The organism is Haloglycomyces albus DSM 45210, from assembly GCF_000527155.1.
GTDB lineage: Bacteria > Actinomycetota > Actinomycetes > Mycobacteriales > Micromonosporaceae > Haloglycomyces > Haloglycomyces albus.
Map to the genome: position 1 here is coordinate 72,137 of NZ_AZUQ01000001.1, position 17,737 is coordinate 89,873.

A 17,737-nucleotide genomic window follows, 5' to 3' on the forward strand; every position below is an offset into this window, starting at 1 on the left:
CGTACTGGGGTATTACGCGAAGGATACGTGGAAGAGATAAGGCCATTCTTTGCCGGTGAGATAGTATGTTCCATCTCCAACTGCGGCAATGCCGTTGAGCGTGCGATCGCGGCGGTCGCTGTATTCGCCTTCCAAGTCGCCGGCGTCGACCACGGTGTGGACCGATCCATCACCGCGATCGACGCCCACGATGTCCGGAGTCTGCCAGACGTTAGCCCATATGGTGTCGCCCTCGCACTCCAGTTCGTTGATTCTGTCCACCGGTTCGCCGTCGAGAGTGACGGTCATGGTGTCGCGTTCGGCGAAGGTCTCCGCGTCACGCACACTGATCTGTGCGCTGCCGTCGGAAATATAGAGGTCACCCGCGATCGCGCATATCCCCCAGCCTTCGCCGTCAAGCTCATAGGTGTCGACCTCCTCCAGCGAGGATCGATCGCGTCGATACACCACGCCAGATTTCCACGTCAACTGCCAAATATCGGACTCGGTGACTGTCAGGCCCTCCCCGAATTCATCGTCGGGCAGGTCCACCGCGTCCCTGACCTCACCGCTGTGCGGATCAACAGTGCGTACCTGGGAACGCCCGTATTGACCGGTGGATTCGTACAGAATCCCGTCGGCCAACTCCAGCCCTTGAGTGAACGCGGTGTCGTCGTGTGGTCGCGTGTCGATGACGGTGACCGAAAGCTGTTCGGCCTCATTGTCGTCACCTCCCACCCGGTCGTCCTCTCCACAGGCGGTGGTGAGGGTCAGTATTGCGATGACGGCGCTGAGGATGGGTTTCTTTGCCATGCGGTTATTGTGACCGATACGGTGACGTCGAGTTCAGACGGAACTGAAGTCGTGATTGCCGTAGTGAGTTCCGCGTCGTCCCAATGCCGTGCGGTGGGTCCCATACGGATCAGGTCGCACACCATCGTTTGACTCATGGTGAGTTGACGTGTCACCTCGGTATGGCTAAGAGCCTGGAAGTCGGGCGATAGTGTGTCGCTGAGGCGTTGTTCCTTGTTCTCTTCGGCCGACAGCATGGAGATGTATTCGGGAAGCGGGTGGAGATGGCCGCTGTTGGGCGTCAGGGTGACGAGGCGTCCATGCGGGTGGAGAACCCGGTGTAGCTCACTGCGGTTACGAGGTGCGAATACGTTGAGCGCTACGGCAACCGCATTGTCGGCAATGGGGAGGCGTTGCCAGCCGTCGGCGAGAATCGCCGTCATGCGTGGATGCGCCTTCGCCGCTCGCCGTAGGGCGTATTTTGACGTGTCGATTCCGATTCCGGTGCGCTCGGTGTGCTCCAGAAAATCCGCGAGGTAGTAACCGGTACCGCAGCCGAGTTCGAGGGCGATACCGGGCGCATCGGTCTCAGCTGCTTGCCTCAAGGCTGAGTGGAAGGGGGCGTAGGCCCCGGTGTCCAGGAAGTCCTGTCGAGCCGCGACCTGGGTGGCGGTATCGGCGGTGGTGAGATTGGATGTGGCCGCGACCAAGGGGGCGTACCCCTGTTTAGCGAGGTCGAAGGCGTGATTATTCGGGCAGAGTAGACGACGCGATTCGCCGTGCAGTTCAGCGCCGCAATGAGGACAGCGCAGTGCGCCGAGCCCGGGAAGGGTCATGCTTATTCTCCTGCCAAGAGTCTGGTGACGGTACGAAAGACTTGGGGCATATCGACTCCGTCCGGGTCATGCAGCCACTGGAATTGCAGCCCGTCCATCATCGCTATGAGTATCACGGCCGCATCGGAAGCGCTGATACCGCTGGGAGTCACGGAACCGTACTCACGCTCAACGGTATCGGTCATGGATTCACGCACCCACTCGTAACGGTCCTTAAAATACGGCCCCGCCGGATGTTTCCCGGTTATGGATTCCCCCAGCAAGGCCGAAAAGGTACGAACGATCTCAGGACGCATCGCATTGACGTCAACCAACATTTCCATCTGCTCCAGCGGCGAGGCCGGGACCTGCCGCCCCTTCACGAACGGAGCCGACACATCCCACTCATCGCGCTGCCGCAGCACCCCGATGAGCAGCTCTTCCTTACTCGGAAAATAATGCAGGACGCCCTGCTGGGTGAGCCCGACGCGCTTGGCGACCTCCCCGAAGGTCAAACCACGATAACCGTGCTCCGCGATGACCCCCACCGCCACCGAAACGATCTCGTCCCGCCGGGCCTGGCCACGCGAGGACGCGGGGACATCAGGACCGGAGTCGCGGTGTTCAGTCATCGTGACCTGCCTTCAATGGATGCTGTGGCGGACTGTACATCGTATCGACGCCCACCGAGACCGCACATTGCCGCCTCTCGGTCACCCATGTGCGACACACAAAACCAGAATACGAACCCGAAAATAACATTTAAACAACACAACCTACCTAACATTAGGTAGGAATGTCATACTTCCTACCACCCAAGCCGCCCAACGCGAAAGGCCACCCATGCACGACAACACAACGACCGTCGATCAAGCCCTCGCCCGGCTCACCCTCGAACAAAAAATCTCACTGCTCTCCGGCATCGACAACTGGAGACTACAAGCGCTCCCCCACATCGGCCTCCGCACCATCACCCTCTCCGACGGCCCCATCGGAGTCCGAGGCCGATACTGGACCTCAGCCGACCCGTCCCTCGCCCTACCCAGCCCCACCGCACAAGCAGCCACCTGGGACACCACCCTGATCCGCAGAATCGGACACCTCCTCGCCCAAGAAGCACACCGCAAAAACGTCGACGTCCTCCTCGCCCCCACCGTCAACATGCAACGCACCCCACTCGGCGGCCGCCACTTCGAAAACTTCTCCGAAGACCCCTACCTCACCGGACGCATCGGAACCGCCTACGTCACCGGCGTCCAAGAAGGAGGCATCGCCACCACCATGAAACACTACGTCGCCAACGACGCCGAAACCGAACGCTTTACCGTCAACAACATCATCGACCAACGCACCCTCCGCGAAACCTACCTACGCCCCTTCGAAATGATCACCCGACACGCCCGGCCATGGGGACTCATGACCGCCTACAACAGCGTCAACGGCACCACCATGACCTCCCACCAACCCCTCATGAACCTCATCCGACACGAATGCGGCTTCGACGGATTCAATGTGTCGGACTGGACCGCCGCCCGCGACGCCGAACACAACATCGAAGCCGGACTCGACCTCGCCATGCCCGGCCCCAACACCCCCTACAACCAACACCTCGCCACCGAAATACGAGCCGGAAACATCGACATCAATCACCTCGACACCGCAGTACGACACGTCCTCACCCTCGCCGCACGAGTCGGAGCACTCGACGGAACCAACACCACCACACCACCCGAAATCCCCCAACCCGAAACCTTCCTCCGCAGCATCGCTCGCCAATCGTTCGTCCTCGCCCGCAACGACAACAACACCCTCCCCCTCAACAGAAACGACCCCGGAAAAATCGCCCTCATCGGCCCCGCCGCCCGTGAAGCACGCGTCCTCGGAGGAGGATCAGCCACCGTATTCCCCACCCACATCGTCAGCCCACTCGACGGACTCACCCACGCCCTCGGCGACAACACCATCGACTACCACCAAGGCGTCGACCTCACCGAAGAACTCAGCCCAGCATCAGAAGGCGCAGAACTCACCGTCACCGCCGTCGCCAAAGACGGACACCGCTCCACACCCGAACCCATCCCCGACGGAGACGTCCGCTGGACGGGACACATCCCCGGAAACATGGACAACACCACCTTCGACCACGCCGTCATCAACGGCACCATCACCGCCACCACCAGCGGAACACACGAATTCGGCACCCGAGGTATCGGAAAACTCAGCCTCACCGTCGCCGGAAAAACCCTCTACAACGGCGACTACCAACCCGACATCAGCGACCCCCTCGAAAGCCTCTTCGGCCCCGCCGTCCCACGCGGCACCGTCGAACTCACCCAAGGCGAAACCGTCACCGTCGAAATGACCATCCAACCCCACCAACTCAACGAACTCCACCCCGCCACACTCCTCTTCGCCCTCCTCCACACCCCACCCCAACGCCCCGACCACGAACTCATCGCCGAAGCCGCCACCGCAGCCAAAAACGCCGACACCGCCATCATCGTCGTCGCCACCACCGAACTCACCGAATCCGAAGGCTGGGACCGCACAAACCTCGACCTACCCGGACGACAAAACGACCTCGTCACCGCCGTCGCCCAAGCCAACCCCAACACAATCGTCGTCGTCAACGCCGGAAGCCCGGTTACCATGCCCTGGCGCAACGACGTCCCCGCCATCCTGCTGACCTGGTTCCCCGGCCAAGAAGGCGGCCACGCGCTCGCCGATGTGCTGCTCGGAAGCGAGCCGGGCGGTCGACTTCCCGCCACATGGCCCGCCACCACCGAAGACGCTCCGGTACTCAATGCCAAGCCGAATGCAGACGGCGATCTTCACTACGAGGAAGGCGTCTTCATCGGCTACCGCGCATGGGAAAAACGAGGAACTCCCCAGCCGGCCTACTGGTTCGGGCACGGCCTGTCCTACACCACATGGGAATACGAAAGCCTCGCAGTGGAGGGCAACACCGCACGGGTGACCGTGCGCAACAGTGGTTCACGTTCCGGCCGCGAAGTCGTCCAAGTCTACGTGGGGCCTGATGCGGATACGGCAGAGAAAATCGACGGCGGAATAGAAAAACACCGTTTGGCAGGATTCACGACCCTAGAGGCCGCACCGAACGAATCGACAACGGTCGAGGTCGAGCTCGACGAACACGCCTTTGACGTCTTTGACGGAGAATGGACCACCGTCTCCGGGGGTTGGCAGGTATCGGCGGGCCGATCCGTCGCCGACCTACGGGTGAGCCAAGCAATAGTGCAATAAGGACAAGAACGGGGTAATACCTCATCGCGGGGCAAATCTGTAATTAACCCCCGCGACAGTGGTATTTGACGAGATAATAGGTCCCAGCGTCGTGCTGATTCCAAGGGGCGGGACAATGACAATGCGGGTTGGGGATTCCTGCCATATAACCCCAATCCGCATTATCGTCACAACTGTCAGTCCTGCACACGGCTGTACAGACGGCCCGAATGCGGCCCGATTACTTCACAGCGCTGGACTGCGCTTCAGTTTCCGCATCCCCACGACGAACATCCAGAAGCTCATCACTCATGTCCGACTCATGGCCCTCGCCGGAAGCCATGAAATTCTCGACCGCGTCGCCGATCTTCGTACCGCGCACCTTCTCAGTGGCAGTATTGGCCGCTTGGGTGGCCTGAACCTTGACCGCGTCCGTAACCTGCTGTACTTTCTCGTTTTCCATCTGCTGATTGACCCAGCCGGTAATCTGATCGTAGCGTTCCCGACCAGCACGAGCCCCTAGGACGTAACCCACGGCAAAACCAGCAGCGATCCACAGTTTGCGCATCTTAAACTCCCTTTCTATTCAATGAACCGTCACGATACACGTAAGCGATATTTTTCCTTATACCCGGCAAAATTGTGCTATTGTCACCGATTTTCCCTCCCCTGTGTTCACTGTGACCGATGCTAGAACGCGCTCGCCAAGCGGTGGCGTCTCGATGCCTTGCTGGACACCCGATCCGGTACCGCTGACGGCAAAACTACGACACGACTCTGAGCGGTGCGATACTGATCGGTAAACACCCCTCGCCAGACCTGTACGACCACCCTTAGCCCCAGACCATATAGGGCCTACCTTTGTTATAACCCCAGTCACACACCCCCGTTTTGGAACGCGGAACTGAATGCTGTACTCTTGTTTGTGGTTCGGGCGGAAGAGCCGCTGAACCAGGGATGATCCCCGATAGCTCAATGGCAGAGCATTCGACTGTTAATCGAAGGGTTGTTGGTTCGAGTCCAACTCGGGGAGCCAATACAAAGTAAAACCCGAGGTCAAGAGCTTCTAACTGAAGTTCCTGACCTCGGGTTTCTTGTTATGGACAACATTCAGGCAACATTGTGTTAGCTATTCTGCTTCCCACAGTCAAGAGAAGACTTCGGCAACCTCGTCCAGACGATCGGGAAACAGGGGCCCATAAATGGGCTCTTCGGAGTTTAGCGGGGTGTGGTTGGTGGAAAAGAACGAAGGTGCCTCATTGTTGATGTGTGAAAAAACGACAAAAAAGCACCTTCGTTACGTCTGATTCTAGCAAGATCGTCCAGGCGCTTGTAGGGTTCAAGGATGTTCGTGTTGTACAGTACGAACGTCATGGCCCGCACGTCGACTTGGTTATCGAGCAGGTGGTGGATCATCCGTTGTGTTCCGACTGTGGCGGTCGGGCACGAGTTAAGGAACGTCCCCTAGCGCGCTATATCGATCTTCCGGTGTACGGGCAAGCGATGCGGTTGGTGTGGCGTAAACATCGGATGTGGTGTCCCAGCACGGCATGCCCTAGACGTTCCTGGGTGCTTACGGATCCGCGTATCGCTGGGGCCTCGAGTCGTGTGACGACCCGAGCCGCGAAATGGGCCACCGTCCAGGTGGGGAAGGGCCGTACCGTCAGTGAGGTCGCCACCGAGCTCGGCTGCGACTGGCACACGATCAACGATGCCGTCACCACCTACGGTGGAGCACTACTCGACGCCGACCGCAAACGGTTGAACAAGACCACTGCGATTGGTTTGGATGAAACCAGTTTCATGCGCCTGACCAATCGACACACCAGCTACGTCACGACCGTCTGCGATGTCGACCACCACCAGATCATTGACCTGCTTCCCAGTCGTGATTTCGTTGATGTGGCAGCGTATATCAATGAGCGATCGGTCGCATGGAAGCGGCGCCTCCGCTATGGCGCGTTGGATATGTCGGCCGCCTACGCTGCTGTGTATAACGTGATGCTTCCCAACGTTGTCCAAGTGGTCGATGCGTTCCACGTGGTGGCGTTGACCAACCGGGCGTTGGACGCGGTACGCCGTCGGGTACAACACGAACAGACAGGTCATCGTGGACGCAAACATGACCCGCTCTACCGGGCCCGACGGGTACTGTTGGTGGGCGAAGAACGCCTGACCGACACAGCCGCCCAGCGACTGTCGTCGCTTCTGGCACTGGGCGACCCTCATGCTGAGGTAGCAATTGCCTACCGGGTCAAAGAGCGAATACGTGATTTCTACCGGGAGGCAAACCCTGACACGGCACGGGTGATGATGACCGATCTAGTGGCCCACTGCCGTCACCACGCGATGCCGCCCGAACTACAGAGACTGGGCCGGACCCTCCAGCGTTGGCGCGACAAGATCTGCAACTACCATCACGCTCGGGTTAGTAACGGCCCTACCGAGGCTTTGAACAACCTGATTAAACGCATCAAACGGATCGGGTTTGGATTCACCAACTTCCACAACTACCGCATCCGGGCCCTGCTGTATGCCGGCAAACCCAACTGGCGAGTCCTCGGCTCCATCACCATTAAATAAACCGCACCCCGCTAAACTCCGAAGAGCCCATAAATGTCCAGTGTCATCGTCGCTGTCGAGTGACCAAACATCGTTTGGACCACTTTCACGTCGGCATTCGAAGAGATCGCCAATGATGCGGCCGTATAACGTACCGTTCAAGATACACGCCACTACGGTCCCAGCTTTTGCTACAACTTGATTCAGATCGCTGAACCCGACCACCCACCGGATACTTCAAGACCTCCACGTGCGTGGAAAGCAGATTCCCTGAACTGCGATTTTATAAGCCCCATTGTACGTTTTGGCATTGAACCAATCTCATAAGCACCGCTCCGTAGATCTACTGATGCTCAATAGCATACTACTCGCATGTCAGTCCAATCTGCAATAGTAGATGGTAATTCACATGCAAACCCTTTGGGGGAAATCTAAATGGGCTCATCGCCGATCGACTTGGACGTCTGGGGAAAGTCCCGTGGCTCCGCCGTCGAGATAGGCCGCGTTGAGACGTATCCGCTTGCGTGCCACCTACAAGATACAGCGGCCTTCACAGGTCAAATTTGGGACGGCTACTTGTCGCACCGAATCCGACATTGGTTGTCCGAACAATTGAAACAGTCGGAAGATGATTGCAGACGTTTCCTGATGCTATTGGCAGGTCTGCACGACATTTGAAAATCATGCCCCGGATTCCATCATCGCGAGGGCGACGGATTGTCCGCACCGCCTGGCTACCCCATCGATGGCAAGGAGTCTAATCACGGATATTCCGGACAAATATGGCTCGGTGGAGCACTACGCATGAAGTTCGATTGGCCCAGTGAATTCGCAAAAGCTACCGCTAAGATCATCAGCGGACTCCATGGGAACTATTATTACGTCACGCCGGAACACTACAGTAAAGACTACATTAATAAAGCTGGCATCTGTGGGAAGAAGTGAGGGCGCCAGCGCTCCCCACGCACGTGGAGGTTTACTGCTATGTGTTGGCTAATTATCCCGATAGTCGTCGTAGAATCCGCGGCCACTTTTCACACCCAACCTACCTTCGTCGACATAGCGGCGAAGGAGCTTTCGCGGCCCTTCCGGCAGCCCAGGACGTTCCTTGGCGTAGTGGTTCTCGATATCCAGCACGACGTCGAGTCCAACTTGGTCCATCAATCTAAACGGGCCGGGTCCAGTGCCGAGAGCCAGTTCCCAGATGCGGTCAACATCTTGTGGTGTCGAAACTCCCTCCGCAACAACCGACAAGCATTCGCGTTTGATCGCCGCCCAGATCCGGTTGAAGATGAATCCGGTGCTCTGCTTGTAAGCTTCGAAGGGATAGAGGCCATATCCGGGCAAGGTATCGAGGAGTAGGTCGAGTACACGCTGGTCGGTCTGACCATCCGACATCAATTCCACCACCCGAACCGCCGGTGGCATGTAGAAGTGCATGTTGACGACCCGTTCGGGAGTGGCAACGTTGTCGATCATGCTGCTGGTCGGATACGACGATGAATTGCTCGCCAAGATAGTGTCGTTTTCGGACAGTTCATCGAGCTGCCCGAACACTTTCTTCTTCAGGTCCAGATGCTCTGGTACGGCCTCTACCGCCAGCCAGCTCCCCTTCAGGGCCTCGGCCAGGTCGTCTCCGGTTTCAAGGCTTCCCGCCACACCTCCGTCGACAAGAGCCACGGTGTCAGCACTGTTCTCCGCGACAAAGTCCACTGCATGCTGACGCGCCTCTTCAGAGGGATCGTATAGGCGTACCTTTCCGCCTTGGGTCGTGAACATCAACGCGATCCGGCTGCCCAAGGTGCCGCCGCCTACGACCGTCACCGGCCTCGACTGAATGTTCTGGGGCAAGGTTATTCCCATTATCGTCTCCTAAAGGCCTCACACGCCCGAAGCGATATACAACATATCAAGTATGTATCGTACCTTAAACCAGACTTGCATTTTGGGTGACGATAATTCGGATCTTGTGTCGGTGACACCATCAGAGCAATCGGTACACGTGTTCCAATAAATCCGCTCGCTCGGATTTCCCCAGGGGGTTTCCCAGGACAACGGTTCGTCTTACGTTCGGATAGCACTGTTGTTACGAAGAAATAAGCAAGTATGGTTATCCTGGACTGTCCCGATCGGATTACACCTCACCGAAATTATCCGTGACTTCAAGTGGACGACCCTAGAAACACTCCATAACCCTCTTGCTGAACCTAGGAAGTACATGCAAGCGAATACAGACCAAAGCTCGGACCCTGCCCTCCGCCGGATCGCGGCCCAGAAATTGGACCATCTGCGCCGTGACCTACTTGACCTCACTCGCAACAATGCACTTGTCAATTGCAAAATCACTTCTGATCAGTACCTCCGCGTCATCGACGAACAACCTCGTTTCATATTCGAACGACTGGTCAATGACAAACCGATGACATTCCAATCATTGCCGGAACCGCCCTCCACACCCCAGGACGAACAGACTGCTGAATTCCGCTCCGCCGTAGAGGCGGCCAAGAAATCCGACCGTCAGTACCAACAGGACGTGCAGGCATGGTATCCGTCCTCACGTAAAACACCTCCATTGCGTCGCCTCCAGGATCGCGTGCGCAAACAGCTCGGTATGGCAGAACGTCTGGGCCCGAACACCAAGGACGCCAATCGGCTTAAGGAGTGGGCGCGAGACAATCGGATTCAACCCGACTTCGAGCTTCCAGCGCCAAACGATCAAACCGATCAACCGCACCATATCGACAACGAGATCCAGACCCTGGCCATGCCGGCCAATATGCTCAAGCTCCTACGAAAGATTCAGTCGAATGACAGGTCGCAGCGTCAAGAGATAGGCGTCAACAGCCTGTATTGTGCATTCGGGTTCCTAGAATGGACCGACCCGGACAAGCAGGAAACCTCGCTGTCGCCACTCCTCCTGCTTCCCGTTGAATTGACTCGTAAGAACCGAGTAAGCGGACCGAAATATACCGTGACGGCCGAGTCGGACGAAGCGGAACCGAACTTGGTTTTGCAGGAAAAATTGCAGCGTGAGTTTGGTATCCAACTACCGCCGAACTACGGTGACGACATTGAACAATACTTCACTGACGTATCGCGTGCCTTGCCACGACGTATCAACCCTCGCATCAGACGATATGTCACTCTTGGAATCTTCCGTTCCAGTCCAATGGCACTCTATAAGGACCTCGATCCCGAAAACTGGAAGTTGACTTCGGGCCCGGGCTTTGACCTATTGGTGACCTCGAACGATTCGTTGTACGGGAACAATGTGGCGACAGCCGGCTCGATGGATGCGGTGGAACGGAACGAGCCCAGTCTGGTAGCAGACGCCGACTCCTCTCAGATCACCGCCGTCAACGACATTCTCGACCACAAAAGCTTTGCGATCGAGGGGCCACCGGGTTCGGGGAAGTCGCAAACCATTGTCAACGCGATTGCGGCCGCACTCCAGCGGGGGAAGAAAGTCCTGTTTGTGGCACAGAAGGGCGCTGCGCTGGATGTGGTCAAGACACGTTTGCAGGAACGCGGACTCGGTAATACCGTTCTGGCTTTGCAGGCCACACAGCAGGAACGCCAGGCGTTTCGCGATCAGTTGAATCAACGAATAGACCAGGGCAGGGACACATTGTCCCGTCCATCCGGCAAGGCTCGGTCTCAGTATCGGGAACGCCGTCACAAAATACGTAGTCGTTCCGAGGCACTGCTCGAAAAGGTCGAATCCACGGATATGTCCGTGCAGGAGATTCTGGCACTGTCGATTAAATACTCAGCCGATTTCGCCGTCGCCGCGGATGACCTTCCCGAACCGGCTTTCGACCGTGAATGCGACTCTGGTCAAATATTCGAAATACACGAACTGGCCGACTCATTGGATCAGGTAATGCTATCCCTCGATCATAAATCGGCATGGGCGGCCGTCAAATCTCCCCCGCTGGATCGATTTGCGGTTGACGACCTGATTCGCCAGGCGGACCAGATGAGGGAGGCCTATTCTCACTGTGCTGATTCCCAAGTCGAACTGATCGGCTTGGGAATCGATTCCCGGATATCCGGTGGGAAGGCCGTGTGGAGCATTCCCGACGAACTTCGTGCCGTCAAAACGGCCGCATCGTATGCCGATATCACGCTCGTCACCTACGTCATTTCAGCGGCATTGACTGAGGAATTCTCCGAGTTTGTCGCGGAAGTCCGTTGTACCACTCGCGAACTCCGGTCTGTGAAGAAATCGATCACCACCACACCTTCGTCGGCTCTGTGCGAGAGCCTACAGAAAGGCGCCGATGACGCGTCTAAACTGGAACTGGAGAACTTCAGTATCGACGCAGTTCGGTGCCTGCGGAGACGACATACCGCAGAAAAACACTCCGCCGACGCTGCCGCCGAACCGATATCCATTCTTCTCGGCGATGAACCGTGGTTGAGCGAAATCAATTTCCCAACTCTGCGGGACGCAACCGAACTGCTACAAGGCGCCGATGCCCGCTCGATTCTACGGCTGCGAAACGAGGAAAATACCGCTGAAGGTGGCGAATCCGCGCTTCGAAAAGCGATGGATAGGATACGAAAGCTGCGCGAACGACGAGTGCAGCTTTCCACGGTATTCATGCTCCGGGACGACCTCGATACGGCCGGTATAGCCGAAGCCTCACAGATTCTCTACGGGACCGGCGCCTTCGGTAAGCTCCTTGGTTCATACCGACGAGCCAAGAAGCAATTCCGCCACCTCGCAGTCGAGGATGCTCGATTCGAGGCGAATGAGGCCGCGAAACAAATGGAGGAATTGGCTTCCTGGCAAAAAGACGTCACCGATCTGGAAAACAACGAGACCCTACGCAGCCTGTTCGGCATCCATTTCGATGGAATCGACACCCCACTGGACGACTTCGAACAGTTGGCTGATTTTATCGCCGACGTATCCCACAAGTTGGGTAACCTTCAGTCCCGGCGACTACGACGGTTCCTCCTCAATGGAGACATCGACCAGGTCATGACGGTGGTCGAATTCCCGGAACTGCCGAACATAGCCGTGGCGGAACTCGACGAACATCGGACCTACTTGGACGACCGGCTCAGTCTCTGGGAAGCTTCTATCGATGATATCGAATTCGCAAGTAGCGTTCTGCAGCACCCGGAACAATTCGGAGCGGAGGCACTGGCAAACCTGGCCACCGAGATGACGAACGCCCTGAAACGCCGCGATCAATGCGAAAACCACCGTCTGAACGAGAAGATCGATTCCCTACGTTTCGAATCGGACGCCTTCAAAGGTGAACTCGATCTCCTGGACCGAATCGAACGATGCAGCGTGCCTTCGATCGTGGTGTCTCGCCTGGTCGGCGAAAAGAAATTGGGCCAAACCCTATCGCTGTTCGATCAGCTCCGCTCGCATCGCGACATCGCCGAGAGAATCCTGGACGAGCTGCGCGAAAATGTTTCCCTCCGAGCTGCGACGTCTAAAGATTTTGCCACCATGACTGACCTGGCAGACCAATTGGCCCATGACCGTCAGGGGCTTATTGACCATTCACGTGCCCATTCGACTCTGGAGCAGGTGCGAGAAGCAGGTTTCGGACCAATCACCGATTGGTTGAACGAACAACGTGATACGCATCCACGGCCGGGAAATTTGATTCTCGCCCACCTGTACTTGAGTTTGGCACGACGAGTGCGGAACCAAATGCCACGACAGCTTGCCGCCATGAGCACCGACGAGTTGGAACGCCAGCGTCAGAAGCTCGTCACAGCGAACCAGCGAGCCCTGGACGAATCAGCAGACGATCTTTTCGCCAAACTAGTGCGTGAAGCTAAACCACCGCAAGGGATCGGGCGGGGCAGGAAACGCGATTATACGGAAATGGCGTTGGTCAACCACACTCGTAAATTGAAGAAGAATACCACCCCGATTCGGGAACTGACCCGCCGCGCGTCCCAGGCTTTGGTGGAGCTACAGCCTTGCTGGATGATGTCACCGCTGGCAGTGGCCACATATCTGCAGGGGGACTCCACGTTCGATCTCTGTATCATCGACGAAGCCAGCCAAATGCCGCCCGAGTCCGCCATGGGAGCGATTCTCAGATCCAATCAGGTCGTTGTCGTCGGTGACAGTAACCAGTTGCCACCCACAAAATTCGGGCAGTCGATTTCGGCAGAGGACGAGGATGAGGAGAGCGACCAGGCGGAATCCATTCTGGAATTGGCCACGAAAACCTTCCAGCATTCCCGTCGACTGAAATGGCACTATCGTTCGCGCGATTCGAGCCTGATCTCCTTCTCTAACCGCTACGTCTACGACAGCGATCTGGTGGTATTCCCCTCGCCCATGGAAATGGCCGGCGATAAGGGCGTCTCATTGCGCACTGTGGACGGAATTTATAACAAAAGCGTCAATGCCCGCGAAGCGGAGGCGGTGGTTGAAGCGGCCGTTGACTTCATGCGGCGCAATCCGGAGCGTTCCCTTGGAATCGTGACGCTGAATGCGAAACAATGTGAGGTGATCCACGAAAGGCTCGAGGAGGAAATCAACAATGACCGGACGTTGAGCAAACTGGTGCAACAGAAGGAACAGGACGACGGTGGGATTGACTCCCTGTTTGTGAAGAACCTGGAAAACGTACAGGGTGACGAGCGGGACGCGATCTTCATTTCCACCGTATACGGTCCCTCCGAACAGGGCAGACGAGTGTCCCAACAGTTCGGTCCGCACATCAATGGCCGAGCCGGTTACCGTCGACTTAACGTGCTTCTCACCCGTGCGCGCGAAAAAATCGTCACGTTCACCTCCATGTCTCCCGCGGACATTGTTGCCGACCCGACCAACAACCGCGGCCGCTATCTCCTCAAACAGTGGCTCGCCTACAGCGCGGAACAGGCGTCCAGAAGTTCAGAAAGGATCGAATCCGCTCCTCGGTCACCAATGGTCGAACACGTCGCTCAGCTCTTGCGCGACCGGGGATGGGACGTCGACGTCAACGTAGGATCCGACCAATACGGTATCGATATCGGAGTCCGTCACCGTGTTCGCCTGGGCTATTTCTGCGGAATCGATGTCGATGATTATGACTTCCACGCTTCGCCTTCAATACGGGACCGCGATATCCTGCGTCGTCGCGTTCTGGAGGGCCTGGGATGGAAGCTGTACCAGGTGTGGTCGACGAACTGGTTCACCGACGAGGATACCGAATTGACCTCGCTGCTGAACTGGGTTGACAAGCAGTATGCCGAGGCCGACGACGAGCGGTTCGACGAACCCGACGTCGTCGATTACGACTCCGACGTAGCCGAAGGCTCGGACGACGGTGATGCGACGGTGGACCCAACCGATTCGTCGGAAGATCAGGACGACTCAGAGGACTTGGCGCAACGATCCGACTCTCCCTCGATCGCCCGGCCACGTGTTGGCGACAGCGTCATCCTGCGTGGAGTCGAAGATTCGGAACTCGTGTACTACCGGCGATTGGTCGATAGCCACAATCCCGATAACCACCTGCAGTTTTCGGTACATTGGGATCCGGGGGCCACGATTGTGACCATGCGGGTCGGTGAAGAACGCCGGGTGCGCATCGACGGATCCAAGGTCCTCGTCGAGCTCCGGCGTATTCAACCGCATTAGCCGGGTTCCATCCGTCCTATCTGCGTTTGGCGAGTTGAAACACCGGTGCCGTTTGTGGCAATCGACCGACTTCGGTGAGGAGAGCGCGTTGGGAAGCGATCTGCGGTGCGCGTGGAGCCGCATTTCCCGGTATACCTTGCCGAAGTCGCCATACGGCTCGATTTCCTGAGATTGTCAGAGGTAGCGCTCATAATGAAGGCGGAATGGACACGCGAAAAACGCACCGTGTTCTCGGTGCGGAACGGGAGATTTCATGACGTCAATCGACGCCCGCGACGGCGCACCGGTCTGGCTTGACGTATCCAGCAACGACATCGACGCCTCAGCGGAATTCTATCGGGCCCTGTTCGGCTGGGAGTTCATGTCGGCGGGCCCCGAGGCCGGTGGATACGGCATGTTTACCCTGAACAACCAGATTGTCGCCGCGCTCGGCCCCTGTCAGAAGTCCAAGCCGGCCTGGCAGATCTTCTTTCAGACCAGCGATATCACTGGAACCGTCGACCGGGCGAATCAGGCCGGTGGGGACGTGCGGGCCGAGCCGATGGAGGTGTTCACCGAAGGTACCTTGGCGGAACTTGCCGACCCGCAGGGTGCGCCGTTCTCACTTTGGCAGGGTCGTGACACCGCCGGTGTCGACGTCATGCACGTGCCGGGCGCGGCCACCTACTTCGAGCTGTACACCGGGGACAGTGCCGGAGCCCAGGAGTTCTACCGTTCGGTATTCGACTGGTCGTACTCCGATCACCAGCTTCCACCCGGTATCGCGAGCGAGGTTTACACGCACGTGACGGCCCAGGGTGCGGACAACCCGTTCGCCGGAATCTTCCAGCTGCCGTCCGAAATGCTGCCTGCCGGGCCGTATTGGCAACCGTATTTCCAAGTTGAGGACGTGGACGCGACCATCGAGATCGCCCGTAACAAGGGCGCTTCGATAATGATGGGGCCGAAGGACATCCCCGACGCCGGTCGCATTGCGATCATGCACGATGAACAGACCGCGACGTTCGGGATCCTCGCCCCCGCCCGTCGCTAAGGATCACGTCCGGACACGGTTGGTCGGGTGGCTCTGCTGCCGGGCCAACCGTCTGTCCGGAGAAATCGCAGCATGGAACCACCGGCATCACGCCGCGAGCATGATCGGGGCCAATAAGCGCTGACGGCCGTGGTGTCGTGACGCTGTTAATCGCGCGCGGTTAGTCGCCGAAGTCGGTGAGTCGGGACTGTCCGTCGGTAACCTCCTTGCCGATGTTCGGGTTGCGAGCCGCGTTGATCAGTAGCTGGCGCAGATAGAAGTCCAGTGGAACGTTTTCTTGGTCGGCTCGGTGTTCTAGGGTTTCGACCGCCCATTGCGGTACCCCGGCAATTTTGAGGTCGCTCATACTCCTAATTTGATCATGTCTCGCAGTTTTTCGGCAAGCAGTACTGGATTATCGGCGTCGTGCGAGTAGGGGCGCCGATAGAACGGCGATGAGGGCCATGGCTCCGCAGAGGGTCGCGAATCCCCATTTCTCGACGATGGGGCCGCTGGCCAGACCGGATATGACGGCCGCAAGACCCATGGTGAGGTCGGAGAACCCTTGGGTGGAAGGTCGGTCGTCGGGTCCGACGGCGCCGGTGAGACGGGTTGCCGACGCGACGGTCAGCGCAGACCATCCAAACCCGAGGAGGGCAAGCCCGAGGGTGAGTTGCAGGTGGGCCGACGCCGGTGCCGTGCCGCTGACGCCGCAGGCGAGTATCAAGAGCGTGAGCCCGATGAGCCCCACGGTTCGCGATCCCCATCGATCGGTGAGGTGACCGAAAACGGGGGCGAGCGCGTACATTCCTCCGATGTGCATGCCGATGACGATTCCGATGATGCTGAGGGCGGTTTCGAGGTTGTCTGTTCCGTGTTTTATGTGGATGGAGGTCATGGTCATGACGCCGACCATGGTGAAGTGTGCGACGACGGCCATGAGTACGGCAGATCGGATGATGGGGTTTTGTCGGGCGAGGTGGAGCCCGTGGGCGATGGATTTTTTGGTGGTGTCGGTTGGGGTGGGTGCTAGGGAGCGGGCGTGGAGGAGTGGGTCGGGTCGTAGTAGGAGGAGGCTGAGGGTGGCGGCGCTGGCGGCGACGCTTCCGGTGATGACGACGGGTCCGAGGTATTGGGGTCCTCCGAGGTTGTCGCTCCACCAGCTGTTGGTGAGGGCGGCGAGGCTGGGGCCGAAGACCGATCCGATGGTGACGGTCCATACGACGATGGAGAGGTGGGTGCCGCGTTTGTGGGGTGGGGCCAGGTCGGCTCCGGCGAAGCGGCCCTGGTGGTTGGCGCAGGAGGCGGCGCCGACGAGGAAGAAGCCGATGACGGCGGTCCCGACGTTGGTGGTGTGGAGGGCGAGGATGATGAGGAGGGCCCCGACGGTGGCGGTGAGGTAGGCGAAGGCGAGGCCGCCGCGTCGGCCCCAGCGTTCGGTGGCGGCGACGGTGGGGATGACGATGAGGGCGGCGCCGGCGACGAATAGGCTTTGTGCGATTCCGGCGAGCGCGGAGGAGCCGGTGAGGTCTTCCATCATGATGGCGCCGATGGCGATGGTGGTGGAGACGGAGAGGCCGCCCATGGTTTGTAGTGCGCTGAGGGAGGCGAGGCTGCGTTTTTGGATGGCGGTGGTATCGGTTGTTTGGGTGGTCACCGGGGGCCTTTCTGTGGATGGTTGTTGTGGCCGGTGTGGGGTCCTTTCTGGATTTTGTAATGGGC

General features: G+C 58.3%; 12 protein-coding genes and 1 tRNA gene. 6 read left to right on the plus strand and 7 right to left on the minus strand.

What is annotated here, in order from left to right:
- Nucleotides 1-12: 12 nt before the first annotated feature.
- From HALAL_RS0100385 to HALAL_RS0100395, 3 genes are read right to left on the minus strand one after another with little or no spacing between them, the layout of a single operon-like run.
- The gene (locus tag HALAL_RS0100385; RefSeq protein WP_025272091.1) at nucleotides 13-792 is read right to left on the minus strand and encodes a glutaminyl-peptide cyclotransferase; all 780 of its coding nucleotides are present in this window, start codon (nucleotides 790-792) and stop codon (nucleotides 13-15) included.
- Nucleotides 750-1,607, minus strand: coding sequence for a putative RNA methyltransferase (locus tag HALAL_RS0100390; RefSeq protein ID WP_025272092.1), 858 nt, complete (start codon nucleotides 1,605-1,607; stop codon nucleotides 750-752). Before HALAL_RS0100390 ends, HALAL_RS0100385 begins: the two co-directional genes overlap by 43 nt.
- Before the next feature lie 2 nt (nucleotides 1,608-1,609).
- Entirely contained in the window at nucleotides 1,610-2,218 is a 609-nt protein-coding gene (locus HALAL_RS0100395; protein WP_025272093.1) for a TetR/AcrR family transcriptional regulator, read from the minus strand.
- Between the two features lie 211 nt (nucleotides 2,219-2,429).
- Here HALAL_RS0100395 and HALAL_RS0100400 point away from each other — a divergent pair, with 211 nt between their 5' ends.
- On the plus strand, nucleotides 2,430-4,850 hold the full coding sequence (locus tag HALAL_RS0100400) for a beta-glucosidase (protein WP_025272094.1): 2,421 nt from the start codon (nucleotides 2,430-2,432) through the stop codon (nucleotides 4,848-4,850).
- A gap of 220 nt (nucleotides 4,851-5,070) precedes the next feature.
- On the opposite strand, the gene HALAL_RS16340 is transcribed toward HALAL_RS0100400, so the two are convergent.
- Nucleotides 5,071-5,397, minus strand: a complete 327-nt coding sequence (locus HALAL_RS16340) for a hypothetical protein (RefSeq protein ID WP_025272095.1) — start codon at nucleotides 5,395-5,397, stop codon at nucleotides 5,071-5,073.
- A gap of 393 nt (nucleotides 5,398-5,790) precedes the next feature.
- On the opposite strand from HALAL_RS16340, the gene HALAL_RS0100410 reads away from it, so the two are divergent.
- The 3 genes from HALAL_RS0100410 (at nucleotide 5,791) to HALAL_RS19400 (ending at nucleotide 8,069) form a co-directional block, all read left to right on the plus strand.
- Nucleotides 5,791-5,865, plus strand: a tRNA-Asn gene (locus tag HALAL_RS0100410).
- A gap of 233 nt (nucleotides 5,866-6,098) precedes the next feature.
- Nucleotides 6,099-7,412 carry an ISL3 family transposase gene (locus HALAL_RS0100415; RefSeq protein ID WP_084471779.1) on the plus strand — a complete coding sequence of 438 codons (1,314 nt, stop codon included), beginning with the start codon at nucleotides 6,099-6,101 and terminating at the stop codon, nucleotides 7,410-7,412.
- Nucleotides 7,413-7,826: 414 nt separating this feature from the next.
- Nucleotides 7,827-8,069, plus strand: a complete 243-nt coding sequence (locus HALAL_RS19400) for an HD domain-containing protein (RefSeq protein ID WP_025272097.1) — start codon at nucleotides 7,827-7,829, stop codon at nucleotides 8,067-8,069.
- A gap of 315 nt (nucleotides 8,070-8,384) precedes the next feature.
- On the opposite strand, the gene HALAL_RS0100430 is transcribed toward HALAL_RS19400, so the two are convergent.
- The gene (locus HALAL_RS0100430) at nucleotides 8,385-9,254 is read right to left on the minus strand and encodes a 3-hydroxyacyl-CoA dehydrogenase family protein (protein ID WP_025272098.1); all 870 of its coding nucleotides are present in this window, start codon (nucleotides 9,252-9,254) and stop codon (nucleotides 8,385-8,387) included.
- 355 nt (nucleotides 9,255-9,609) lie between these two features.
- On the opposite strand from HALAL_RS0100430, the gene HALAL_RS0100435 reads away from it, so the two are divergent.
- Both HALAL_RS0100435 and HALAL_RS0100440 read left to right on the plus strand, forming a co-directional pair.
- Nucleotides 9,610-15,003 carry a DUF4011 domain-containing protein gene (locus tag HALAL_RS0100435; protein ID WP_025272099.1) on the plus strand — a complete coding sequence of 1,798 codons (5,394 nt, stop codon included), beginning with the start codon at nucleotides 9,610-9,612 and terminating at the stop codon, nucleotides 15,001-15,003.
- Between the two features lie 253 nt (nucleotides 15,004-15,256).
- Nucleotides 15,257-16,036, plus strand: coding sequence for a VOC family protein (locus HALAL_RS0100440; RefSeq protein WP_025272100.1), 780 nt, complete (start codon nucleotides 15,257-15,259; stop codon nucleotides 16,034-16,036).
- 160 nt (nucleotides 16,037-16,196) lie between these two features.
- Here HALAL_RS0100440 and HALAL_RS0100445 read toward each other — a convergent pair whose 3' ends face one another.
- Both HALAL_RS0100445 and HALAL_RS0100450 read right to left on the minus strand, forming a co-directional pair.
- Nucleotides 16,197-16,382 (minus strand): hypothetical protein, encoded by a 186-nt coding sequence (locus tag HALAL_RS0100445; RefSeq protein WP_025272101.1) that lies wholly within the window; start codon nucleotides 16,380-16,382, stop codon nucleotides 16,197-16,199.
- A 48-nt stretch (nucleotides 16,383-16,430) separates the two neighbouring features.
- Nucleotides 16,431-17,672, minus strand: coding sequence for an MFS transporter (locus tag HALAL_RS0100450; RefSeq protein WP_025272102.1), 1,242 nt, complete (start codon nucleotides 17,670-17,672; stop codon nucleotides 16,431-16,433).
- Nucleotides 17,673-17,737 lie beyond the last annotated feature (65 nt).

Coding starts and splice junctions, on each gene's coding strand:
- HALAL_RS19400 (WP_025272097.1), top strand. CDS start 7,827: ATGGGCTCATCGCCGATCGACTTGGACGTCTGGGGAAAGTCCCGTGGC.
- HALAL_RS0100390 (WP_025272092.1), bottom strand. CDS start 1,607: ATGACCCTTCCCGGGCTCGGCGCACTGCGCTGTCCTCATTGCGGCGCT.
- HALAL_RS0100395 (WP_025272093.1), bottom strand. CDS start 2,218: ATGACTGAACACCGCGACTCCGGTCCTGATGTCCCCGCGTCCTCGCGT.
- HALAL_RS0100385 (WP_025272091.1), bottom strand. CDS start 792: ATGGCAAAGAAACCCATCCTCAGCGCCGTCATCGCAATACTGACCCTC.
- HALAL_RS0100430 (WP_025272098.1), bottom strand. CDS start 9,254: ATGGGAATAACCTTGCCCCAGAACATTCAGTCGAGGCCGGTGACGGTC.
- HALAL_RS0100440 (WP_025272100.1), top strand. CDS start 15,257: ATGACGTCAATCGACGCCCGCGACGGCGCACCGGTCTGGCTTGACGTA.
- HALAL_RS16340 (WP_025272095.1), bottom strand. CDS start 5,397: ATGCGCAAACTGTGGATCGCTGCTGGTTTTGCCGTGGGTTACGTCCTA.
- HALAL_RS0100400 (WP_025272094.1), top strand. CDS start 2,430: ATGCACGACAACACAACGACCGTCGATCAAGCCCTCGCCCGGCTCACC.
- HALAL_RS0100445 (WP_025272101.1), bottom strand. CDS start 16,382: ATGAGCGACCTCAAAATTGCCGGGGTACCGCAATGGGCGGTCGAAACC.
- HALAL_RS0100435 (WP_025272099.1), top strand. CDS start 9,610: ATGCAAGCGAATACAGACCAAAGCTCGGACCCTGCCCTCCGCCGGATC.